Genomic DNA, 23646 nt, shown 5'->3' with positions numbered 1-23646 from the left:
GCCGTGGGATGGGTGCGGTAAGAATGGAGTGAGCAGGGTAAAGGCGGGGGATCAATATTAAAGAGACTGACCTAATGCAAGGCTATACTGGTCTCTTGGTCTTTGGTTCGAAACTACCCCTACGGAATTTTCCTGCGCGGATTCCATCACTCCTGGCGCGGGTGATCCACATCGATTCACTCCTCTTGCTTCGGGATGGTTCGGGGAGCAGGCGATTGGCGGCTTGGCGTTTGACGGGTTGGGGTGGTGGCCGTTGTATTGGCGCCTCGCAAGCCATGACCATGAAGACCCCGATTCCCCGCCGTCGCGCCTTCCGCACTCTGGCCCAGGGGGCCGCTGCCGCCGCTGTTGCCGCCGATCTTGGGCGTCGCGTTGCTGCCGCCGAGAGGGTTGGGGGGCTTAAGGGGCGTATCAACCATTCCGTTTGCCGCTGGTGCTACGGGCGGATTCCGTTGGAGGAGTTGTGTCGGGCGTCGCGCGAGATGGGGATCTCGGCGATCGACTTGCTGGGGCTGGAGGAGATCCCGACGGCGAAGCGGTTTGATCTGGAATGCTCGATGGTGAGCGGCATTCCCGGGGGCATTGAGAGGGGCCTGAACCGGGCGGCCAACCACGAGGGCATCCAGAAATGGTTCGAGGAGGCGGCGCCGAAGGTGGCGGCGCTCGGATGCAAGAATGTGATCTGCTTTTCAGGGAACCGCGCGGGGATGTCGGACGAGGAGGGGATCGAGCAGTGCACCGCGGGGTTGAAGAAGTTGCTTCCCATCGCCGAGCGCCACGATCTGGTGCTGGTGATGGAGTTGCTGAATTCGCGGGTGGATCACCGGGACTACATGTGCGACCGGACGCCCTGGGGGGTGGAACTGTGCCGGCAGGTGGGGTCGGAACGGTTCAAGCTCCTTTACGACATCTACCACATGCAGATCATGGAGGGGGATCTGATCCGGACATTGCGGGCGAGCGCACCGTACATCGCGCATTACCACACGGGCGGCGTGCCGGGCCGGAACGAGATCGACGAGAGCCAGGAGATCTACTATCCGGCGGTCATGCGGGCGATCCTGGAGACCGGATTCAAGGGGTACGTGGCGCAGGAGTTCATTCCAAAGCGCGAGGATGCCCTGGGGTCGCTGGCACAGGGGGTGCGGATCTGCGACGTCTGAGTGCGGGCCGGTCCGGGAACGGCGCAGCCGGGAGGTTGGTCCACCGCAAATCGCTCCATGCACCTGCCGCTGTGGATAGTCGGGCTGGCCCTGCTGGCATGGGGTTGGGAGATCGGCCAGTTGGCGCTGGCGGTGCCGCTGGCGCTGCTGGCCGCGGCGCCGCAGTGGACAGGGTATCGGTTCGCTCTGGGTCGGAACGAGTTTCACCGGGCTCTGGATGTGTGCTGGGTGCTGGCGTTCGGGGGGCTGTTGCTGATCTACAGCCTGGAAGATGTTGGGAATGTGCTGCGGAGCGCGGCGCGCTGGCTGCCGGTGATGGCGGTGCCGGCGGTGCTCGCCCAGGGGTGGTCCGAGAGCGGGCGCATTCCGCTCAGCGCGGTGCTGCCGTGGCCGTCATGGCGTCGGCGTCCTGAGCCGGACGGGCCGCCGTTCGATGCGGGCTCCCTGGTGGTGATCCTGAGCCTGGTTTCCGCCAGCACGGCCGGCGCGGAGCGGCCTTGGTTCTTTGCGGTGATCGTTGGTGTCCTGGGCGTCTTCCTCTGGTCGCGGCGTGCCCGGGGTCACCGGGCATGGGCCGCTGCGATGGTCCTGGTGCTGGCGGCGGCGGGAGGCTGGATGGTGGCCCGGGGTCTGGCGGTCACGCAGCAGTGGATCGAGGACGGGTTGATGGCGTGGACGACCCGCTGGTACCGGGAGGGGGCGCCCTACCGGGTTTCGCCGACAGCGATCGGGCGGACGGGCCGGGTTGGAGGTTCGAGCCGCATCATTTTCCAGGTGCGGATCGACGGCGGTCGGGCCGTGCCAGCGCTGTGGCGGACGGCGACGTACACGGAATGGCGGCATGGGGAGTGGTTTGCCACGGGGACGGGGTTCGAGAAGGTGGATGGCCTGGAGGATGAATGGATACTGGACCCGGCTCCGGGCCGGGCGGGGGCCTTGCAGGTCGAGTGGGTGCGCCATTCCACCCGAGGGCTGATGCCGTTGCCGCACGGGACGCGCGTACTGCGGGAGTTGATCGCGGAGAGCGTGGAAATGACCCCGATGGGGACGGTCCGGGCTGACACGCGGGCGGGGGTGGTGGGATTCCGGGCGGAGTATGCGAGGACGGCGGCGGTGGAGCTGGAGCCGCGGGAGGGCGATCGGGAGGAGGTTCCGGCCGCGGAGCTGCCTTTGATTGCGGAGCTGGCGGAGGAACTGGGTTTGAGCGGACGTCCCGCGGCGGAGGTCTTGAACGAACTGCGTCGCCATTTTGCGGACCATTTCCGGTACACCACCGATCTGGTGGACAGTCCGGCGGACGATCCGCGGGCCGGCACGGCGCTGGGCCGGTTCCTGGTCGGGCATCGGACGGGGCACTGCGAGTACTTTGCGACGGCCGGGGTGTTGCTGCTGCGCGCGGCCGGGATTCCGGCGCGGTACGCGACGGGTTTCCTGCTGGATCCTGCGGAGCGGGCGGGGGGCGTCATCACCGTGCGGGAGGTGCAGGCCCATGCGTGGGTGCGGGTGTGGATGGGCGATGCGTGGCACGATTTCGATCCGACGCCGGCGGTGGATTTCCTGGAGGAACCGTCCGGGTCGTCGGGTTGGCAGCGGCGCTGGCACGAACTCAGATTCGCATTGCAGCGGTGGTGGTGGCTTGGGGAGAAGGCCTGGTTGCGGCAGGCGCACTGGCTCACGCTTCCGCTGCTGGCGATGCTGCTCTGGAGGTTTCGGCGGTTGCGGGCCGCCCGGCTGCGGGCTGAGGTGGGTCCGGGTTCGGGTCCGCGACCGGCCTGGCCGGGATTGGATTCGGAGTGGCTGCCCATCGACGCCGTGCTGACGGATCGGGGGTTGGCCCGGCGTCCGGACGAGCGTCCGGGTGTCTGGCGGGACCGGCTGGCGGGTGCGGGATGGGGGCCGGAGGAGGTGGGACGAGCGTGGACGGCGAGCGGACTGCATGACCGCCTGAGGTTCGATCCACGCGGGCTGGCGGAGAACGAGCGGGAGACGCTCCGCGTCGTCTCCTCCGATCTGGGGCGGGCGTTGGGATTGGCGCGGGGTGGGGATGGGGTGAGGCGCGGGGGATGACGGAGGACCGCGAGAAGGCGGATTGGGGATGCGAATCAGATGGGTTGGGAGGGGGCGGGGCGATGGCGCCACCAGAGCATGAGTTCGAGGCCGGTGCGATTCGGGTAGGAGCGGGGGATCCAGCCGCGCAGGAGCTCGAAGTGGGGGGTGAAGCGCTCCATGAGTTCCTCCTGAGTGCAGCCGAACGGGGGGCCGTCACCGTCGTCCCGGAGCATGTAGTGAATGGCGAGGAAGTGGCCGCCGGGTTGGAGCCAGCGGCGGACGGCGAGGACGTAGCGATCGCGGTCAGCGGGAGGGATGGCACAGAAGAGCGTGTGTTCGAACACCCAGCCGTACCGGGTCGAGGGTTGGTCGCCGAGGAAATCGCCTGCCGAGTAGTGAATCTGCCAGGCGGGATCGGATGGCGCTTCGCAGCAGCGGCGGATGGCGGACGGTGCGAGGTCGAGGCCGGTGGAGGCGAAGCCGTGACGGGCCCAGGAGCGGACATCGTGACCGGTACCGCAGCCGGGGATTAGGACCGTGCCGCGTGGGAGGCTGGGATGATGGTCGAGGAAGTCGATGAGCCCGGGGGCTCCGGAGCCTTTTTCCCAGGGGGTTTCGCCGGATCGATAGCGGTCTTCCCAGGCACTGGCGGACAAGGATTCCACCGGGCGAGGTTAGGGAAGAATTGCCGGGAAAGCCCGACTGTTCGCGGTAGGGTGGGTGGCGTGGCGAGAGTGCTTAGACATTGCGGGGTGGCGATCGGGGTCCTGGTCGGGTGGGTGCAGGCGGGGCCGGTTTGGTCGGCGGGGATCGCGTCGCGCCAGCCGGAGTCGGTGCTGGTGGGGGGGCTGGCGCTGGGCGCTTCAGCGGCGGCATGGGAACCCCTGGGTTTGATCGAGGCGATCGAGGCCACGCACCGGGCCGGTCTGCGGCTTCTGGAGGTCCGGATGGGGGGGCCGCTCGGGCGGGAGCATCCGGAAGGGTGGTTGGGTCCGGAGATGGGTGAGCCGCAGCAGGCGGCGTTGCGGCTCAAGGTGGCGACGACGGGGGTCCGCCTGGTGGCGGCACGGGTGCGGTTCAGCAACAACCCCGGGGCCAATGCGCGGTTGTTCGAGTGGGCGGAGCAACTGGGGATCCGCGTGCTGGTGGGGGAACCGACGTTGGATCAATTGGATCATCTGGAACGGATGGTGCGTCGTCACAACATCGGGCTGGCCCTGGCGACCGTGCCGGTGTCCGGACCGGGGTCGCGACTGGGCGGGACGGATCCGGCACGACTGATGAGCTGGCTGCGCGGGCGCGATCCGCGACTGGGGGTGGTGGCGGATGTCCTGGAATTGACCCGGGCAGGTGTGGATCCGCATGAAGCACTGGCGGTACTGCGGACGCGACTGCTGGGGGTCCATGTCGGCGATCTGAGCGCGATCTCCCCGCAGGCCCGGGCGGTGGGATGGGGGAGCGGCCGGCTGGACTGGCGTCGGCTGCTCAGTCAGCTGGATGAACAGCGGTTTGATGGGTACGTGGTGATCAGCGGGCCGGACGGGGAAGCCGGGTACGGGGACTCGCTGGGGGAGGCGGTGAAGGCGATACGAGGGGAGATGGAGGGGATGCGGGAGGCGAACCGGCTTCGTCGTGCCGCAGAACAGGCGCGTCCGGCTGCGGGGTTGCGGTACGAGGTGCTGGTGCAGGGGGACATTCCGGAGCCGGTGCATGTGGCGGTGGATCCGGACGGGGCGGTGTGGTTTGCGGGGAGGCGGGGGCAGTTGTGGATCTGGGAGTCTTCGACGGGGAGGCATCGACTGGCGGGGCAGTTCGGTGTGAACGCCACCGGTCAGAGGGGACTGTATTCCTTCGCGTTCGACGGCGGGTTCCGGACGAACGGGCACCTTTACGTCCATAGGGCCCCGATGATTCCGGTGGGGCATGCGAACCGGGTTTCGCGATTCACAGCGGTGCGGGACGGAGGGGAATGGAGGGTGCCCCTGGCGTCGGAACGGGTGCTGATCGAGATGCCGAGTGCGGACCATGGGCAGGGGCAGGGCGGGGGACTGCTTTGGAACGGTGCCGACGGGTGCCTCTACGTTGGGGTGGGCGACCAGCAGGTTCCGGAGTGGACCGAGCGATTCTACGACGACCCGTCCAGTCCGCCGCAGGACCTGGGCAGCTTGTGGGGCAAGGTCCTGAGGTTGAACGTGGACGGGGGGGTGCCTGGGGACAACCCGTTCGTGGGTCGGGCCGGGGCGCGTCCCGAGGTGTATGCGTACGGTTTCCGGAATCCGTTTTCGCTGACCTTGCGGCGGGGTCGCGGCGAGGTGCTGGTGGGGGATGTAGGGTATGACCGACCCAGGGACCGCGAGGAGGTGAACCTGGTGAAGGCGGGAGGGAACTACGGCTGGCCGCGTTGTGACGGGCGGGGGCGCGACACGTTATCTGGAGCGGGTTGTCCGCTGCCTGACGCAATGGGGCCCTGGTACAGCTATGCGAGGGAGCGTGGGGCCGGGGTGGTGGTGGGACCGTATCTGGAGGGCGAGCCGGGGACGGGATGGCCGGACGAGCTGGGGCGGGGTTTGGTGTACGGGGACTTCGCGCGCCGGGTGGTGCGGCTGGCTCGGACCGGTGCGGAGGATGGGGAAGTGAGTGGGAGCGTGGCCCTGGTCACCGGGCTGGCCGGGGGGCCGACCGCTCTGGCGTGGGATGGGGAGGGAGGGATTTACCTGGTGGAATACGGCGGCTGGCTGGCCGGGCATCCCCGGGACCGGCTGTCGCGGTTGGTGCCGGTCAGGTCGGGCGCGGACGGCGGTCGTCCCTGAACCGGAACGGTTGACCGCCGAGCAGAGAGGCGCTGGTGGTGGTGGGGCACACGTATTTCTCGATGTGCTCGACGATGAGGTCGGTGCCGGTGAAGTGATCGACGTGGGGCCAGCTTTTCGGGTTGTACATGGTGTCGGTGAGGTCGCGCACGAGCATGGTGGGGCGGCCATTTTCGACCATGCGACGCAGGCCGAAGGGCCGGCCAAGGACGCACATGTTGGTGTGAACTCCGACGAGGAGGACGTTGGGGAGCTGGCGATGCTCGAGGAGGTTCCAGATTTCGACCCCGGAATCGCTGATGGCGTCTTCGTCGCGGATCTCGATGACATCGATCTGGCGCAGCCACGGGGCGTTGGGATTGCGGCCCTGTGCTTTCAGCCAGTTGGACCATTCGGTCTGGGCTGGTTCGGGGGTGTCGCAACCGCCGTCGGACTGGTCGATGGGGTAGGTGCCATTTTCTTCTGCGGGAATGCGGTGGCACCAGGAGCTGATTTCGGGGGGAAGGTTGGGTGCCTTGGGGGCTTCCTGGGCACGGCGCCGGGCGGGAAGGTGTTCGTAAGGGGTGAGGCAACTGCTGGGGGCATGGATGATGAAAGCGCCGCGCGAGCGGGCTTCGACGACGAAGCGATTCAGGTGGGGGGCCAGTTCAGCGACCCGGTCGGTGGCGTTCTTGCAGTGGTGCAGGTCCCACATATCGCAGATGATCACGGCCGTCTGCCTTGGGGCCCAGGAGGCGGTTTCCTCGATGATCTTCCAGGTTCCGTCGGGCTGTTCCGTACGGCGCCGGGCCTGCCAGGCGATCGGGTGCGGGGCGGCGTCGGCGCGCAGGGGCGCGGGGACGGTCAGGGCGAGGCCGGCCAAGCCCACGGTTCCGGCTCGGAGAAATGCTCGTCGTTGCATGATGGGAGAGGGGTTGCGGCGAGGATTACGGGCCTTTGGGGGGGCGCCGGCAAGCGGAACTGTGGCTTTGGAGGTCGGGCCCGAATCCTTGGAGAGCGATCTGGCTTGAGGATGGATGAGGCTTTCTGGGGACGTGAGGGTTCGAACTGCCGCTTCGGGGAAGGTTTGGACGAGGGCGAGCGGGTTTGGTGCAGACCATCGAGGGGAGAACCGGACCAAGTAGAATAGGCCAGGCCTAATACAATTGACTGATCCTCTATTAGTGGGATCGGCAAAGTAGGATCGAAGACCCGTGGCGAGATGGGATTTCCGTGGAGTGCCGGGCTGGAACGAGCCGTCATCAATAAGACGCCTGACTATATAGCTGGGTAGCGGTCAGCAAAAATGGCCTGACTATTTATATCGTCATCACTCTCGCCGCTTACGCGCCGATTCGGTGCATCCCGGAGTTGTGGGTGAGGGGGCAGCGAATCGGAGGGACGAGCTCCGCGAGTCCTCAATCCATGGCACCACTCCGCTGCGGCCTCGTGGAGCTCGGCCCTCCGAGACGACGCCTCGCGAAATTGGCACCTCTCCCCACAACTTCGGGATGCAAGGGAGGCGATCAGGGGCGCGAGTGGTGCCTTTACAGGGGGTCTGGGTGACTGTCAGGGTGAGGTCAAGGAGGTGCTTGTGAGGGAGGGTTCCGTAGTGACGATTCCTAGGTGCGTGAAGGTGCTGGCGGGTTGCGCGGTGTTCCTTCGATGGGGGACAGGGGCGGAGGCGGCGTTGACGCCGGGGCCGGAGGATGTGCCGGTTCCGGAGCCGGCATGGCAGACACTGGCGGGGGATCCGCTGCCGGACATCACGCGCTTTCTGAAGGTGCGGCGGGCGAGCCAGCCCGATCTGTCACCGGACGGGCGTTGGGTGTCGTACCTGACGACGACGACGGGGCAACCGCAGTTGTGGGTGACGGCGGTGGAGGGCGGGGCGACGCGGCAACTGACCTTTCTCGAATCGAGCGTGACCTTTCAGTCGTGGAGTCCGGCCGGGGATTGGATTGCCTATGGGACGGACCGGGACGGCAACGAGCGGGAGGGGTTTTATCTGATTTCGCCGGATGGATTCGAGGAGCGGGAGGTGTTGCCGCCTTCGGAGCATTTCCGGGTGTGGGGCGGGTGGTCGCCGGACGGGCGTCGGATGGCGTATGCCTCGACCGAACGGAACGGGGAGGACTTCGACATCTACACGGTCGAGGTGACGGCGGATGGGCGGGCGGGGGAGCCGCGGAGGGTGCATGAGGGTTCCGGGGGATTGTACGCGACGGGCTGGAGCCGGGACGGACGGTGGCTGGTGCTGTCGCAGGCACGGGGCGAGGCGGACAACGATCTGTCGCTGCTGGACTGGGAGACGGGGATGTTGCGCCCGGTGTTCCGGCCGGCCGATGCGTCCACGTACCGGGGGATCCAATGGAGCCGCGGGGGGGAGGGATTCTATCTGGCGACGAACCAGGACCGGGATTGGGCGGGATTGGCGTTCCACCGACTGGACGGGGATGAGCTGCAATGGGTGGAGTCGCCCGATGCGGAGGTGGAGGACGTGGGATTGTCGGAGGACGGGCGGTACCTGGCGTGGACGGTGCAGCGGGAGGGGTACTCCAGGGTGCGGGTGCGCGATCTGGAGCGGGGCGAGGATCTGGAGGTGGCGCCGTTGCCGCGCGGGACCTACGGGCTTCGATGGGCGCATCGGCGCGGGGTGCTGATGGTGCAGGTGACGGGGCCGCGGGTGCCGGGGGACGTGTGGGTGTGGGAGCCGCGGGGGGTGGCGTGCAGGGTGACGCATTCGGACACGGCGGGGTTGCGCGTGGAGACGTTCGTCGAGCCGGAGTCGATCCGGTATTCGAGTTTCGATGGGGAGACGGTGTTCGGGCTCTTGTACCGGCCGGGTGGTGCGCCGGCCGGGCGGAGCCCGGTGCTGATCCATCTGCACGGGGGGCCGACGGCGCAGTCGCGTCCGGAGTTTGACCCGGTGCTGCAGTATCTGCTGACGCGGGGGATTGCGATCCTCGACCTGAACTACCGGGGATCGACGGGGTACGGGAAGCGGTACACGCGTCTGGACGACCGGCGGCTGCGGCTGGACGGGGTGCGGGACATTGGGGCGGCGGTGGACTGGCTGCGGACGCGGGCGGACCTGGACGGGTCACGGGTGGCGGTGATGGGGGGATCGTACGGGGGGTATCTGACGTGCGCGGCGCTGACGGAGTTTCCAGACCGGTTCCGGGCCGGGGTGAATCTGGTGGGGGTGGTGAACTGGATTCGGGCGCTGGAGGAGGCGTCGCCGCAGCTCAAGGCGAGCGACGTGATCGAGTACGGCGACATTGACGATCCTGAGGACCGCCGGTTTTTCGAGTCGATCTCGCCGATCCGGAAGGTGGATCGCGTGGTGGCGCCGATGCTGGTGGTGCATGGGGCGAATGATCCGCGGGTGCCGGTGGGGGAGGCGGACGAGTGGGTGTCGGCGATTCGCGCGCGCGGGGGCGAGGTGCGCTATCTGCGATTCCCGGACGAGGGCCACGGGATCCGGAAGTTGTCGAACAAGATCATCGCCTACCGCCGGATTGCGGCGTTCCTGCAGGAGCGGCTGGTGAAGGGGAAGCCTGAAATCTGAGACCTGAAGCCTGAAACCTGAAATCTGAGGTTGAGGTCTGGCCTCCGACTACTGACTTCCGACTTCCAACTACTGAATACTGAATACTGAATACTGACTACTGACTTCGGGACTCAAGGGGCGGTGTTGCGGAGGAATTCGGTGATGGCGTTGGCGTAGAGGGTGGGGCTGGCATCGGGCTGATCGTTGTGGTCGCCGTGGATTTCGCGGAGCCACTTGGGGGTGCGGGCGGCGGCGAGGTTGGCCTCGGCATGGTGGAAGCGGACGAGGGTGTCGGAGCGGCTGTGAAGGATGAGGAGGGGCACGCGGATTTCGGGGAGCCGGGCGCGGGTGTCGTAATGGAGGCGGGAGAGGGTGCGGACGGGGAGAAAGGGGAAGAGTTCGACGCCGAGATCGGGGATGCTGGTGAAGGTGCTGCGGAGGATGAGGCCGCGGAGTTCGGGGCGGCGCCGGGCGAGTTCGGAGGCGACACCGCCCCCGAGGCTTTCGCCGTGGGCGACGATGCGGTTTTCGGGGAAGCCGCGTTGCACGAGCCAGTCCACGGCGGCTTCGGCGTCGAGGTAGGTTCCGTTTTCCGTGGGCCAGCCGCGGCTGTGTCCGTAGCCGCGGTAGTCGTAGGCAAAGACATGGACGCCGAGGTCGAGGAGGAGGGCGTAGAGGGAGAGGCGATGGCTGATGTTGCCACCGTTGCCGTGGCTGATGAGGACCGCGAGATCGGCGAAGGGGGCGTCGGGGGCGGCGGGGAAGTACCAGCCGCTGAGTTCGACGTTGTCGCGGGTGGAGAACCGGACGGCGTCCCAGGGACGTCCGAGGGCCTGGCCGGTGACGGACCAGGAGCGGGTGGGTTGAAAGACGTTGGCGCGTTCGAACCAGAGGAAGAAGAGCCAGAGCCCGGCGGGAATGGCGAGGAGGAGGAGGAGCGATTGCCACATGGGGCGGGGCGGGGGACGGCGCGGGGGACGGGGCGCGGGAGTGGGAGGAGACGGGACGGGATCGGGCATGGGCGGGTCAGGGTGTGGCGGACCCGGAGCCGGGGCCGGGATGGAGGGTGAGGCGTTCCCCGAGTTGAAGGATTTGAAATGGCTGATTCAGGCGGCGGCAGGCGTCGGTGAAGGCGTCGGGGCTGGCGGTGTTGAAGTCGAAGAGGTCGTAGTGGCAGGGGAGGACGAGCCGGGCGCGGATGTCGTGGGCGAGCTGGGCGGCCTCGGGTCCGGAGAGGTTGCCGGCGACGCGGCGTTCCGGGGCGCGGCCATTGATGGGGAGGATGGCGAGGTCCGGGGCGAAGGGGCGGAGGCGCTCGACCATGTCGTCGTAGCGGAGGGTGTCGCCGCTGTGGTAGATGCGGAACGAGCCGAACTCGAAGACGTAGCCGAGGCAGGCGAGGTGGCCGTCGGCGTCGCGGTCGAGGGTTTCGTGGGCGGCGGGGACGGCGTGAATGCGGAGGGGGAGGGTGGGATGACGGAAGGCCGGTTCGGACTGGGGAGCGGGCGGGGCGTCGAGGCCGACGAGGCGATCGCCGGGGAGGCCGCTGCGTTCGCGGGCGAGGGCGAGTTGGGAACGGGGGCAGAGGAGGAGGAGGAGGGGATTGGAGGCGGCGAGGGGGCGGAGGGTATCGGGATCGAGATGGTCGGTATGGCTGTGGCTGGAGGTGACGACGTCGATGAAGTCGAGGCGGGCGGGATCGACGACGCGGGCGGAGAGGCGGACGTGGGGTTTGTCGGTGCCGGCGTATTTGCGGGTGAGGGAATCCGACAGGTAGGGATCGATGAGGAGATGGAGGCCGGGGGTTTGGAGGAGGTAGCCGCTCTGGCCGAGCCACCAGAGGTGGAGCCGGGTGGAGGGGGCGGGGGTGCCGCGGGCGGCGGCGATGTCGGCGAGGAGGGCGTCGTCGTGGAGGAGAGGCTGGATCATGGGGCGGGCGCGAGGGGCCAGGCGGTTTCGTGTTCGATGGCGAGGAGGCGGTTGTATTTGGAGAGGCGTTCGGAGCGGGTGATGGAGCCGATTTTGATGTGGTCGCCGTTCCAGCCGGTGGCGAGGTCGCTGAGCCAGTGATCCTCGGTTTCGCCGCTGCGGGCGCTGATGGTCACGTGCCAGGAGGCGGCGCGGGCGAGTTCGAGGGCTCGGGCCGCCTCGGAGAGGGTGCCGATCTGGTTGACCTTGAGGAGGAGCGCGTTGGCGGCGTGGGAGGCGACGGCGCGGCGGATCCGTTCGGGATGGGTGCAGAGGAGGTCGTCGCCGAGAATGAGGCAGTTTTCGCCGAGACGCTGGAGGAGGAGCGGCCAGTGGTCCCAGTCGTCTTCGGCGAGGCCATCTTCGAGGCTGACGATGGGGAAACGTTCCACCCAGGCGGCGAGGCGGTCGATCATGGCGGAGCTGTCGAGGGCGGCGCCATCGAGGTGGTAGCGGTGGTCGTGGTAGAAGTGGGAGGAGGCGACATCGACGGCGAGGGCGATGTCGCGACCGGGGACGAGTCCGGTTCGGCGGATGGCTTCGACGGCGTCGTCGAGCATGGTTTCGGTGGAGGGGAAGTCCGGGGCGAGTCCGCCTTCGTCGGCGACGAGGGTGCGGGAGCGGTAGCGTTCGGAGACGAGGCGGGCGGCGGCTTGAAAGACGGCGCAGGCATGGGCGAGGGCATCGGCCATGGTATGGGCGGCGAGGGGGACGAGGAGGACATCCTGGATGGCGATCTGGCCGCCGGCGTGTTTGCCGCCGCTGAAGAGATTGATGGTGGGGCGGGGAAGGCGTGGTGGGGAGGCGGTATGGGGGAGGAGGCCGGAGAAATGGCGGTGGAGAGGGAGGCCGCGTTCGGCGGCATGGGTGCGGGCGAAGGCGAGGGAGACACCGAGGACGGCATTGGCGCCGAGGCGTTCGAGGGAGGGAGTTCCGTCGAGGCGGAGGAGGGTGGTGTCGAGTTGGGACTGGGATTCGAAGGACTGGTGGAGGAGGGCATCGCGGATGGGGCCGGTGACGTGGGCGACGGCGCGGAGGCAGCCGAGTCCGGCGTGGCGGTGGGGATCGGCGTCGCGGAGTTCGCGGGCCTCGGCGGTGCCGGTGGAGGCACCGGAAGGGACCTGGGCGGAGGCGCGGGCGCCGGAGTCGAACTGGCAGAGGACTTCGAGAGTGGGACGGCCGCGGCTGTCGAGGATTTCGAGGGCGTCCAGATGGGAGAGGGTGGGCATGGGGATGGGAATCAGCGGGAGAGGCGTTGGAGCGCGTCGAGGAAGGCGGGGGCGACCGCGGTCATGGATTCGGGCGGGTTGGCGAGGAGTCGGACGCCGGCGCGGCACTGGCGGGACTTGGCCTCGGGGGAGAGGTATTCGACCTGGGATCGTCCGGCGGCGCGGGCAAGGAGGCAGGCGAGGGTATGGCGGACGGCGCGGCGTTCGGCGGCGGGGCTGGCGAGGCGGCTGCCGGCGGCCTGGTGGTAGGCGGTCCAGAAGCGGGTGACGGCGGAGGCGAAGGCGAGTCTGCGAACGGCGAAGCGATGGGCTTTGCAGAGGAGATGGGCGGTGGCGAAGCCGACATCGAACATGGGATCGCCCCAGTGGATGACCTCGTGGTCGAGGAGGATCAGGCGGTTCTGATGGACGAGGATGTTCTTGGGGCTGTAATCGCCGTGGACGAGGGTGCGGCCGGGGGCGCGGGTATCGGCGACGAGACGTTGGAGGAAGGGGGCGGCGTCGGGGAGGCGGGTGGCGGTGTAGGTGTAGAAGGGTTCGAGCCGGAGGTTTTCGAAGTAGGTACGGTCGGCGAAGGGTTCCTTGAGGGGGGTGGCCTGGGCAGCGGCGTTGCGATGGAGAGTTCCGAGCAACTGACCGAACTGGCGGACGAGTTCGGGAACAGGGGCGGCGGCGAGGAGGAGGGTTTTCCAATTGTCGTGGGGTTCGGGCACGGCCTCCATGGCGATGAGATGGTGGGTGGTGTCCTCGAAGAGGAAACGCGGGATGGCGCCGGGCGGGGCGAGCGTGGCGAGGGTACGCATGCCGAGGGCCTCGCGGTGGACCCGTTCGGGCGGGCAGAACCAGTCCACGGGGACCCGCAATTTCGAGAGGGCCTGCTTGAGCACCCAGGAGTCGCCATTGGGGCGATCGATTCGGACGGTCCGGTTGGAGACGCCGCCGGCGAGGATGCGGATGCGTGGGGATTCATCACGAGCGATGTGGTGCCGGGTACGGAGCCAGGCGACGAGTTGGGATTCGTCTTCGATATCCAGGGGGGTGCCCACAACGGAGCAAGGCGCCCATATCGAGCGGGGCACGGGCAAGGAAAAAGGCGGAGGGCGGGAGACGGAAGACGGAAGACGGAAGACTGAAGTTGGAGGAGGAGGGGTGGGAAAGGGCAAGGGGGCGACAGGATGGGGCAAGGACGGGACTGTTCCGTGGGGGTGGGGGCGGTAGAAGAGGGGGGTGCAAAGAATGAAGTTTGAAGTCGGGGTGATGGCGGTGCTGGCGGCGTGCGGGTTAGTGTGGGGCATGCCGAGTTGGGCCGCTGATTTTCCACCTGAGATGCCGGAGTCGCTGACGAGTTTCGGGGCGGCGATGGTGGGGGAGGATCTCTATGTGTTTGGGGGCCATCGTGGGGCGGCGCATCAGTACTCGTCGGAAGGGGTGAGCGGGGCGTTGTGGCGATTGCCGGTGCGGGCCGGTGGGGAATGGGTTGAACTGGCAGGGGATGAACCGGCGCAGGGCACGGCGCTGGTGGCGCACCGGGGCGGGGTGATCCGGGTGGGGGGGATGGCGGCCCGGAACGCACCCGGGGAGAAGCACGATTTGCATTCGCTCGATCGGGTGGCGCGGTTTGAACCGGGGACGGGCCGATGGGAGGCATTGCCGTCGTTGCCGGAGGCGCGGTCGAGTCACGATGCGTGGGTGTTGGACGGCCGGTTGTACGTGGTGGGGGGCTGGACGTTGTCCGGGGCGGGGAGCGGCGGGGTGTTCCGGCGGGAGATGGCGGTGATGGACCTGACGGCGGGGGAACTGGAATGGGAGGTTCGACCTCAGCCTTTTGCACGTCGGGCCCTGGCGGTGGTGGGGGCGGAAGGGAGGTTGTATTGCATGGGAGGGATGGAGGAGCAGGACACTTCGAGCCGGGTGGATGTGCTGGATGTGGCAACGGGAGCATGGCGGGAGGGTCCCAGCCTGCCACGGGCGCCGATGCGGGGGTTTGGTGGGGCGGCGGTGGTGGCGGGTGGGCGGGTGTATGTGTCCGGGTTGTCGGGGAAAGTCTGGCGATTGTCGGCGGACGGGGGGGCGTGGGAGGAGGCGGGCGAATGGGCGACGCCCCGTTTTTTTCACCGGATGGTGGCCTTGGATGCGCGGACCCTGTTGGCGGTGGGTGGGGCGAACGGTCAGGGGCAGTTGCGGGATGTCGAAACGTTGCGGATCGGGGGGGTGATGGTTCGGGACTGGCCGCAGTGGCGGGGTCCGGACCGCGACGGGCGATCGCGGGCAACGGGTTGGGGGAAGGCATGGCCTGCGGAAGGCTTGCCGTTGGCGTGGCGGGCGCGGGTTGGGATCGGGGTGTCCTCGCCGGTGATGGTTCGGAACCGCGTGTATGCGACCGGGAATGACGGGGGTGGGAACGACAGCGTGTTCAGTTTCGATCTGGCGACCGGCCGGGAGGTGTGGCGGCACACCTTCGAGGCAGCCTCGACCCATCATGCGATGGCGATCGTGCCATCGGGGCCGGCGGCGACACCGACGGTGGTGGGTGGGCGGGTGCTGGTGTTGTCGCGCGAGGGGGAGTTTCGAGTGCTGGAAGCGGCAACGGGTACGGTGGCGTGGCGCCGGCACCTGGTGGGGGATTTGGGTGGCAAGCGCCCGGTGTACGGTTATGCGCAGTCTCCCCTGGTGCATGGGGGGAGGGTGATCCTGGATGTGGGTGGGGAATCCGGGGCGGCGGGCACGACGGTGGCGCTGGAATTGGCAACGGGTGCGGAGGTGTGGCGGGGCGGGGCCGGGGAGGCGGGGTACAGTTCGGCCCGGGTTGTGGTTCGTGAGGGCGAGGCGTATGTGGCCCTGTTCAAGGGGGAGGGATTGGAGGTGCTGGCGGCCGGAGACGGACGGACGGTGGCGACGCACGCGATGACGACGCGGGATTTCTGCAACGCGCTGACGCCAGTGGAGGTGGGGGGACGGATCCTGGTGTCCAACACGGGGTCCGGTCCGGCGGCGCTGTTGGCGTGGCGACCGGGTGAAGGGGCGATGGAGACGGTGTGGACCCATGGGGCATTCGCGCAGTTGTTCAACACGGCGGTGGTCCATGAGGGGGCGTTGTTCGCTTTCAACGAGCAGCGGCGAAGCGAGGCGGAGTTCACCTGCGTGGATGCGGAGACCGGCGAAACGCTGTGGGTAAGCGACGCGGTGCCGACGGGAACGTTTGTGCTGGCGGATGGGCACTGGATTTTCCAGACCCGACAGGGCGAGGTCGTGCTGGCGCCGGCGACGCGGGACGGGTTGGGGCCGGTCGGGCGATTCCAGGCGGTGGGCGGGCGCTGTTATGCGACGCCGGCGTTCAATGGGCTGTTTCTGGCGGTACGGAACAACGAGGGGGAACTGGCGGTGTTCGATGCCAGGGTGGGAAGGCGGTAGGGAGGTAGGCGGTAGGGAGTGGCCGGATCAAATCGGGCGGGGAACCGGGCGCAGGAAATGCAAACGCCCATCGCAGGCCGCGGGGGCTGGCGCGATGGGCGTGGACGGGTGGGTAAGGCAGGTCGGCCGGAAAGCAGATCAGCCGGCCACGACGAAAGCGCCTCCGGCAAGAACCACGGCGACTCCAGCGAACCGGAGCCAGGGGACGGGCCGGAGTGGGCGTCCGCGCTGGGCAGCGAGCCCGACGGCGACGCCGAGGCCGTGGAGGATTGCTGTGGCGACCACAAATCCGGATGCGTAGGCCAGTCCGGTGGCGGAGGCGCCCATCTCAGCGCCGTGGGCTTGGCCGTGACCGATGGCGAAGAGGGCGGTGAGGCTGGCAGCGAGCCAGAGCGGGGCGCGGACCGCGGTCATCAGGAGGAGACCTAGAACGAAGACCGATGTCAAAACGAGGCCCTCGGCCATCGGGAGGGTCCAACCCAGGGTGGCGAATGTTCCACCGGTCACCATCACTCCCAAGAAACAGGCCGGCAGGGCCCAACGGGCGCGACCTCCGAGTTGAGCGGCCCACAAGCCAACGGCCAGCATGGCCAGCAAGTGGTCCCATCCTCCAAAGGGATGAACAAAACCATGAGCGAACCCGGATGGAGTCGTATGTCCGGGATGGGCGAATGCTGCAAGGGGCATGAACAGGGCCAGAAGCCCGCACACCGTTCGGGTCTGCGTCCGGGGGAGCAAGGGGAGTTTCATAGTCTTGGGATGGAATTCGGTCCTGAACCGACTCCGGTCGGCAGACCGTCCCGGGGCCGGGGGTGGCCCGGGCAGAGCGCCGTCCGACGAGAGGACACTAGGCAAACCGGATGGGTGCAGGCAACAGCGATGCCGCAGGTTCGTGTATTCCGGAACGTGGCGGAGGAATTCGCGAACTCGGGAGGGGCAAAACTTTGAGCGGCGCGGATCCGTGCTGGAAGGTACGGCCGCATACGCTGCTTGATTTCATGGGACACCTCACCCGCGGGGATGGTCTTTGCGGTTGAATCAAGCACGTCACACCCGCCGACCGGGCGGGTGGCCGGTCCGGAGTCCATCCATCCGCTGTTGTTGACAAAGAGGCAGACAATCCATGTTGACTGTTGACTGAGGTCAACGTGAATCAACCTGTCTTATTATTATTGGGAATTTCTGTTGTGGGATTTCGAGGGGGGCACTAGAACCCTTCATCCTCGTTGAGCGCGTCCATGACCGTCGGTTCCGTCGGAGTCCGGTGGTCGGTGGTCGACGTGGGTTCGCGGCAGCGGGGGGCAGGGGGAAGGGAGTTTGATGAGCTCGGAAACGACGACCCCGCTTTTTCCTCAGCGGCCCTACGCGACACGGGTGGTTCCGTTCCGGACGGGGGATGGACGGGAACTCAATGTCCTGCACGTGCGGGGCGAACGGCCGCCCGACCGCGGTCCGGTGCTGCTGGTGCATGGTGCCGGGGTGCGGGCGAACATCTTTCTGGCCCCGGTGGAGACGACCTTCGTGGACGTGCTGATACGTCACGGGTACGACGTGTGGCTGGAGAACTGGCGGGCGAGCATCGATTTTCCGGCGAACCCGTGGACGCTCGATCAGGCGGCGGTCTACGACCACCCGGCGGCGGTGGGAACGGTCCTGAGGGAATCGGGGGCGTCATCGTTGAAGGCGGTGATCCATTGTCAGGGATCAACGGGGTTCGCGATGTCGGCGCTGGCGGGGTTGGTGCCGGAGGTGACGACGATTGTGAGCAACGCGGTATCCATTCATCCGGTGGTGCCGGCGTGGTCCGGGGTGAAGTTGAGGTACCTGCTGCCGTCGATCGGCCCGTTCACGGACTATCTCAATCCGCATTGGGGGGTGAAGGCGCCCACGCTGTTTGCAAAGCTGGTGACATTGTTCGTGAATCTGAGCCATTGGGAGTGCCGCAACAGCGTGTGCAAGGGGGTGAGCTTCACCTATGGCGCGGGGCGGCCGGCCTTGTGGCGCCACGAGAACCTGAACGAGGCCACGCACGAATGGCTCAAGGGGGAGTTCGACGCGGTGCCGCTGTCGTTCTTCCGGCAGATTGCCGCGTGCGTGCGCCACGGGAGCCTGGTGTCGGTGGAGGGGCATGACAGCCTGCCGCGGGACTTCGCGGCGCAACCGCCCCGCACGGAGGCGCGGTTCGCCTTTTTTTCCGGCGAGCAGAACCGTTGTTTTCTACCCGAAAGCCAGGAGCGATCCCACGCGTACCTGAGTTCGTTCCGCAGGGATTACCACACGCTCCACGTGGTGCCGGATTACGGTCACCTGGACATGTTCATGGGGAAGGATGCCGCGCGTGATGTGCATCCCCTCATGATCGAGGAATTGGACCGGACCTGCTGACGACGTTTGCCGGGCGGGAATCCCCTCAATCGACCCCAATCGCATACCTCCCATGAATCCTCGAAAACGGCTCCAGGAACAGTCGGGCCAGCATGCCCTGGTGGATGGCATTCCGTTCACGCTCCCGGTGCGATGCACGAAGTCGCCGGTGCTGATGGCGTTGTTTCCGATCAACGCGGACAAGGCGCGGGGATTCATGCCCGGCAAGGAGGTATCGCCGCTGCGCTTCCGGGACCGGGGACTGCTGGTGGTGACGGTCATTGACTACCAGAGCACGCCGATCGGGCGGTACATCGAGTACAGCGTGGGGATTGCGTGCAACCACGGGGCCGACACCGGCTCGATTTCGCCGGCGGAATGGCTGACGAAGGGGGTTGATATCGGGCAGTACGTGATCGAGCTGCCGGTTTCCTCGGAGATTTCGGTCAAGGGCGGGAAGGGGATCTGGGGGATGCCGAAGCGGCAGGGGAGTTTGAACTTCGTGGTGGGGGAGCGGACGGTGAGCAGCCAGTACGACGTGGACGGGGCCTTGTTCGCGTACATCGAGATGGAGCGTCCGGCGCATCTGCTGGTGCCGTTGCGGATGAGTGCGGCCAATTTTTGCGCGTTTCGGGGGATGCTGATGAAGTCGCGCATCTTCTTTGAGGGGCGGGCGGGGGTCTGCCTGCTGGAGAGCGCCCGGGCCCGGTTCGTCCTTGGGGATCATCCGAGGGCGGAGCGCATGAAGGACCTTGAGATCGATCAGAAGGCGCTGATGACGGCGTTCATTCCCTCGGCGGACGGGTTGTTGGATGATCATATCGAAAGCTGGTTTCTGACCTATGACCAGGCGCCGTCGGAGGTGCCGGAGGGGATGGAGAGCGTGATGGCGCTGGGTTTGAGTGAGGCGTGGCCACCGGCTCCGACCGCGCCGGTGCCGGGGACGCCGGTGGCATGACAGGTGTGAGGGGTTGCGGAGGTCGGCCCTTCGCCCCTTTGTATGGGGGTTTGGGGCGGGACGGGGTGGGGGCATTTCGAATCGGATTTCGGACCACTGGCCAATTGTGGCTTGCGGCGTGGTTCAGGCTCTGCTTCTTACCGGGTCGGCCCAACGGGCGAAACGTAAGCGCACGGGGTCGAGAGACGTACTGAAGTTGTGCCATGCATCGTCCCGAATCGACCCACGGTTCCTCGTCGCCCCGGTATTCCGCGAAGAAGATGCGGAAGCCGGTCAATTTCTTCTGCCGCGCCCCGCAGGCCGAGCGGGTGGCTTTGATCGGGGACTTCAACGGGTGGGATCCCAGCGTGCATTTGATGGAACGCGGGCCGGACGGGGCATGGCATTTGCAGGTGCCTCTGCACCATGGGCACCACCAGTACGTGTTCCTGGTGGACGATCAGCCGGTGCTGGATCCCAAGGCGCAGGGCGTGGCGCGGAACGAGCGGAACGAGCGGGTGAGTCTGATGTCGGTCAGTTGAGCGCGGCGGAGGCGCCGCTGGAATTCGATCTTTCGTGGACGGGCGGGGTCGGCGGAGACTGGCGGTCCGATGGGCGAGATTGTGTTGAGCGAGAAGCTGCTGGCCGGGCTGGCGGGGTGGGAGGTGGTGCAGCAGGCGCGGGGGATTCTGGCGCAGAACCGGGTGTTGAGTTCGCATTGGGCGGCGCCGGTGTTGCGGGGGGTGGTGCAGTCGGGGACGACGAGTTACCGGGCGGGCCTGACGATCCACCGCGAGAACGACGCGGAGAACCTGTGCACGTGCCGGCCTTCCCGGGAATGGGGGACCTTGTGCGCGCATTCGGTGGCGGTGGGATTGCACGCGATCAAGCCGGCGGCCCCTGCGGGTGGCCCGGCGGGAACGGCAGGACGGGCGGCGGCGGAGGCGGGGCCAGGATCGGTGCGGGCGGGGAGCAAGGACGCGCGGCGCCTGCGTCGGGCTCCGGAGGGGGCGGAGGATGGGGAGCCGTTGGAGATTCATGTGATTCTGCCGCCGAACCTGGCGGAGGGATTGGAACGTGGGCGGGGCACGGCGTTTTTCGAGGGGGCATGGAGCCGGGGGCGGACGCCGCTGGCGTCGCTGCCGCCGGACCGGGTGTTCCGGCTGGCCCCGGAAGACCTCCGGTTGATTGAGGTGGCGGAGTTGTTGTCGGGTGGGGACACGCCGTCGATGGTGCAGGTGGGCGGGGTGGATTTCGCGACGTTGATCGAGGCGCTGGTCGGGCATCCGCGGGTGACGGTGGGGAAGAGCCGTGCGCTGGCGGTGACGCGCGAGGCATGGCGGGCGCCGCTGCGGGCAATGCTGAAGCCAAGCGGGGAGATCGTGGTGGACTGGCGGGGGAAGGGACGTCCGCCGGCGGTGGTGATGGGGGAACGGGGGGCCTGGGTGGTGGGGGCGGACGCGATCCGGCCCTTGGGATTGCCGAAGGAGTGTCTCGGGGTGCTGGCGGGTCCGATGCGATACACGCGGGGGCAGGTGCCGACGTTCCTGAGCGGGGTGTGGCCGGCGCTGGAACGGGGTGCGGAGGTGGAGGCGGATTTTGCGGTGACGGATTTCGTGCTGGCACCCCAGGCGCCGAGATTCGAATTGCGGCTTGAGGGGGGGCTGGCGTCGTTGACGGCCCACCTTCAATGCGTGTACGGGGCGCGGGTGATGACGGTGGGAATGAACGACGCCTCCGAGGGGGTCTGGCTGCCGGACCCCGGGGATCCGCGGCGGTATGGGACGCGGGATTTGGCGGCGGAACGGGCGGCGCTGGGGCGGTTGACGCGGCATGGGTTTGCCGGGCCGGACGGGCAGGGGCGGTATCGGTTGGTCGGGCAGAATCCGGTGCTGACCTTTCTGGCGCGGGAATTCGGGCGGCTGGAACGGGAGTGGAAGGTCACGCTGGACGAGCGGTTGGAGCGGAGCGCGGAGAAGAACCTCGAACGGATCGAGCCACGGTTCTCCATCGCGCCCTCGGGGGAGCAGTGGTTCGACCTGCAGGTGAGCTTCGGGAGCGCCGGGGGGGAACGATTGCCGATGACGGAGGTGCAGCGGTTGTTGCGGGGCGGACAGAGTTACACGCGATTGGGGAATGGGAAGGTGGCGGTGCTGGACACCGGGGCGGTGGAGGAATTGGAGCAGATTCTGATCGATGCGGCGCCCCGACAGCAGGAGGGGGGGTACCGGCTGAGCCAGGCGCAGGCGGGATTCGTCGAGGCGACGTTGCGCGAACAGGGGTGGGAACCGCAGGCCCCGGCATCGTGGCGGGAACGGGCGCGGATGCAGACCGGCGAAGTAGCGATCGAATGCCCGCCCCTGGGGCCGATCGAGGGGGTGCTGCGTCCGTACCAGAAACGGGGCGTGGCGTGGCTGGGATTTCTGCGCCAGCACGGATTCGGGGGAATTCTGGCGGACGAGATGGGGTTGGGGAAGACGCTTCAGACGTTGGCGCATCTGGGGCGGGGACGGGTGCGGGGCGGGAGCGGGCGCGACGAGGGTTGGGGGGTGCACCTGGTGGTCTGTCCGACGTCACTGGTGTCGAACTGGGTGGCGGAGGCGGGCCGGTTCGCGCCGTGGCTGAGGGTGCTGGCGCTGGAGGGGTCGGCTCGGGAGGATCGGTTCGAGCGCATCGGGGAGAGCGACCTGGTGGTGACCAGCTATGCGCTGATCCGGCGGGACCTGGAGCGGTACCGGGGAATCGAATTCGACACCGTGGTACTGGACGAGGCGCAGCACATCAAGAACCGGCAGACCCTGAACGCCCAGGCCGTGAAGGCGATCCGGTCACGTTACCGGCTGGTCCTCACCGGGACGCCGTTGGAGAACTCGGTGCTGGACCTGTGGAGCATCTTCGACTTCTTGATGCCCGGGTACCTGGGGGGCGCGCAGGATTTTCGGGAGCGGTACGAGGCCCCGATCGTCCGCGAACGCGATGCGGCGGCGCAGTCGCGGCTGGCCCGGCGGGTGCGCCCGTTCCTGCTGCGACGATTGAAGCGCGACGTGGCCCCCGAGTTGCCGGCCCGGATCGACCAGGTGGTGTGGTGCGAACTGACCGAAGCGCAGGCGGCGGTGTACAAGCAATTGCTGGAAGCGACCCGACGGGAGGTGACGGAGGCCGTGGGGGCGCAGGGTCTGGCGAAAGGGAGGATGGTGGTGCTGACGGCGCTGCTGCGTCTGCGTCAGGCCTGCTGCGACCTGCGGTTGCTGGGAGTGGATGACGAGGACGGAGGGAGGATGCCGGAGGATGGAAGGCAGAGGACTGAAGACGGAGGGCGGAGGATGGAGGAGGGGGAGGAGGGGGAGGAGGGGGAGGAGGGGGAGGAGGGGGAGGAGGGGGGGAAGATGGCGGCGTTTCTGGAATTGCTGGAGGAGGTGCTGGACGGGGGGCACCGGGTGCTGGTTTTCAGCCAGTTCACGAAGGTGTTGGCCTTGCTGCGGGAGGCGTTGGAGCGTGAGAAGGTGCGGTACGAGTACCTGGATGGATCGACAAGGGAGCGGGGGGAGGTGGTGGGGCGGTTTCAGGGGACGCCGGATATCCCGGTGTTCCTGATCAGCCTGAAGGCGGGGGGGGTGGGATTGAACCTGACGGCGGCGGACACGGTGATTCACTTCGATCCGTGGTGGAACCCGGCGGTGGAGGATCAGGCCACGGACCGGGCCCACCGGATCGGGCAGGCTCGGGTGGTGACCAGCTACAAGTTGATTGCTCGGGGGACGGTCGAGGAAAAGATCCTGCAATTACAGCAGCGCAAGCGCGAGGTGCTGAAAGGGGTGCTCAGCGGCGAGGAACAGTTGGCGGGGTCCCTGACCTGGGAGGAGATGCAGGAACTGCTGCTTTGATGAGGGCACGGGCTGGTTTGTGGAGGGGCGGGGCGAATGGGGAATGGCGAATGGCGAATGGCGAATGGCGAATGGCGCGTCGTGGGGCGCCTACTGCACCCGCATCGGGGAGGGCGGCTCTGAAGGTGCTGGACCATGGAGATGCCATGGGGTCCTTGGAGCCGGTCCTCCTTCCTTCACAGGCTGGTAGCCAAGATCGAGAGGCCCATCCGGTACAGCCGGCTCATCCTGCCGAACCGCGGGGTCATCCTTGAGGGAAAGGTGGTGGGAGGTGGCAACCGGTGCTGGTTGCCGAGGCA

At 67.5% G+C, this 23646-nt stretch carries 16 protein-coding genes; 9 read left to right on the top strand and 7 right to left on the bottom strand.

The features are described from left to right. The first annotated feature begins 281 nt into the window (after positions 1–281). Positions 282–1163 carry a TIM barrel protein gene (locus tag KF833_12685; protein MBX3746154.1) on the top strand — a complete coding sequence of 294 codons (882 nt, stop codon included), beginning with the start codon at positions 282–284 and terminating at the stop codon, positions 1161–1163. Positions 1164–1220: 57 nt separating this feature from the next. Continuing rightward, entirely contained in the window at positions 1221–3230 is a 2010-nt protein-coding gene (locus tag KF833_12680) for a transglutaminase domain-containing protein (GenBank protein MBX3746153.1), read from the top strand. 35 nt (positions 3231–3265) lie between these two features. Here KF833_12680 and KF833_12675 read toward each other — a convergent pair whose 3' ends face one another. After that, on the bottom strand, positions 3266–3868 hold the full coding sequence (locus KF833_12675; GenBank protein ID MBX3746152.1) for a methyltransferase domain-containing protein: 603 nt from the start codon (positions 3866–3868) through the stop codon (positions 3266–3268). 69 nt (positions 3869–3937) lie between these two features. Between KF833_12675 and KF833_12670 the strand changes: the two genes are divergently transcribed. After that, entirely contained in the window at positions 3938–6022 is a 2085-nt protein-coding gene (locus tag KF833_12670; GenBank protein MBX3746151.1) for a PQQ-dependent sugar dehydrogenase, read from the top strand. On the opposite strand, the gene KF833_12665 is transcribed toward KF833_12670, so the two are convergent. Further along, positions 5991–6923 carry a hypothetical protein gene (locus tag KF833_12665; GenBank protein ID MBX3746150.1) on the bottom strand — a complete coding sequence of 311 codons (933 nt, stop codon included), beginning with the start codon at positions 6921–6923 and terminating at the stop codon, positions 5991–5993. The two genes, KF833_12670 and KF833_12665, sit on opposite strands and share 32 nt — an antisense overlap. Before the next feature lie 690 nt (positions 6924–7613). On the opposite strand from KF833_12665, the gene KF833_12660 reads away from it, so the two are divergent. Then, positions 7614–9572, top strand: coding sequence for a S9 family peptidase (locus KF833_12660; GenBank protein MBX3746149.1), 1959 nt, complete (start codon positions 7614–7616; stop codon positions 9570–9572). A gap of 113 nt (positions 9573–9685) precedes the next feature. Here KF833_12660 and KF833_12655 read toward each other — a convergent pair whose 3' ends face one another. From KF833_12655 to KF833_12640, 4 genes are all read right to left on the bottom strand, one after another. Beyond that, complete coding sequence (locus KF833_12655; GenBank protein MBX3746148.1) at positions 9686–10504, bottom strand: alpha/beta hydrolase; 819 nt, start codon at positions 10502–10504, stop codon at positions 9686–9688. A gap of 76 nt (positions 10505–10580) precedes the next feature. Further along, positions 10581–11483: an MBL fold metallo-hydrolase gene (locus KF833_12650; protein MBX3746147.1), complete on the bottom strand. Its 903-nt coding sequence runs from the start codon at positions 11481–11483 to the stop codon at positions 10581–10583. Then, complete coding sequence (locus tag KF833_12645; protein MBX3746146.1) at positions 11480–12751, bottom strand: phosphopyruvate hydratase; 1272 nt, start codon at positions 12749–12751, stop codon at positions 11480–11482. Before KF833_12645 ends, KF833_12650 begins: the two co-directional genes overlap by 4 nt. A gap of 11 nt (positions 12752–12762) precedes the next feature. After that, positions 12763–13797, bottom strand: a complete 1035-nt coding sequence (locus KF833_12640; protein MBX3746145.1) for a phosphotransferase — start codon at positions 13795–13797, stop codon at positions 12763–12765. Between the two features lie 190 nt (positions 13798–13987). Here KF833_12640 and KF833_12635 point away from each other — a divergent pair, with 190 nt between their 5' ends. Then, positions 13988–16162 carry a PQQ-binding-like beta-propeller repeat protein gene (locus KF833_12635; protein ID MBX3746144.1) on the top strand — a complete coding sequence of 725 codons (2175 nt, stop codon included), beginning with the start codon at positions 13988–13990 and terminating at the stop codon, positions 16160–16162. A 138-nt stretch (positions 16163–16300) separates the two neighbouring features. On the opposite strand, the gene KF833_12630 is transcribed toward KF833_12635, so the two are convergent. Next, the gene (locus KF833_12630) at positions 16301–16912 is read right to left on the bottom strand and encodes a HupE/UreJ family protein (GenBank protein ID MBX3746143.1); all 612 of its coding nucleotides are present in this window, start codon (positions 16910–16912) and stop codon (positions 16301–16303) included. Positions 16913–17482: 570 nt separating this feature from the next. On the opposite strand from KF833_12630, the gene KF833_12625 reads away from it, so the two are divergent. The 4 genes from KF833_12625 to KF833_12610 all read left to right on the top strand — a co-directional run bounded on the left by KF833_12625 (position 17483) and on the right by KF833_12610 (position 23347). Beyond that, positions 17483–18547, top strand: coding sequence for an esterase (locus KF833_12625; GenBank protein MBX3746142.1), 1065 nt, complete (start codon positions 17483–17485; stop codon positions 18545–18547). Between the two features lie 52 nt (positions 18548–18599). Next, entirely contained in the window at positions 18600–19484 is an 885-nt protein-coding gene (locus tag KF833_12620; protein ID MBX3746141.1) for an acetoacetate decarboxylase family protein, read from the top strand. A 203-nt stretch (positions 19485–19687) separates the two neighbouring features. Next, positions 19688–20005: an isoamylase early set domain-containing protein gene (locus KF833_12615; GenBank protein ID MBX3746140.1), complete on the top strand. Its 318-nt coding sequence runs from the start codon at positions 19688–19690 to the stop codon at positions 20003–20005. Positions 20006–20074: 69 nt separating this feature from the next. Next, positions 20075–23347: a DEAD/DEAH box helicase gene (locus KF833_12610; protein ID MBX3746139.1), complete on the top strand. Its 3273-nt coding sequence runs from the start codon at positions 20075–20077 to the stop codon at positions 23345–23347. Positions 23348–23646: the final 299 nt, after the last annotated feature.

The sequence above is a fragment of the Verrucomicrobiia bacterium genome, assembly GCA_019634625.1.
Taxonomy (GTDB): Bacteria; Verrucomicrobiota; Verrucomicrobiia; order Limisphaerales; family CAIMTB01; genus CAIMTB01.
The sequence above is the reverse complement of the archived record's forward strand: the minus strand, read 5'-3'. Positions and strand labels throughout refer to the sequence as shown.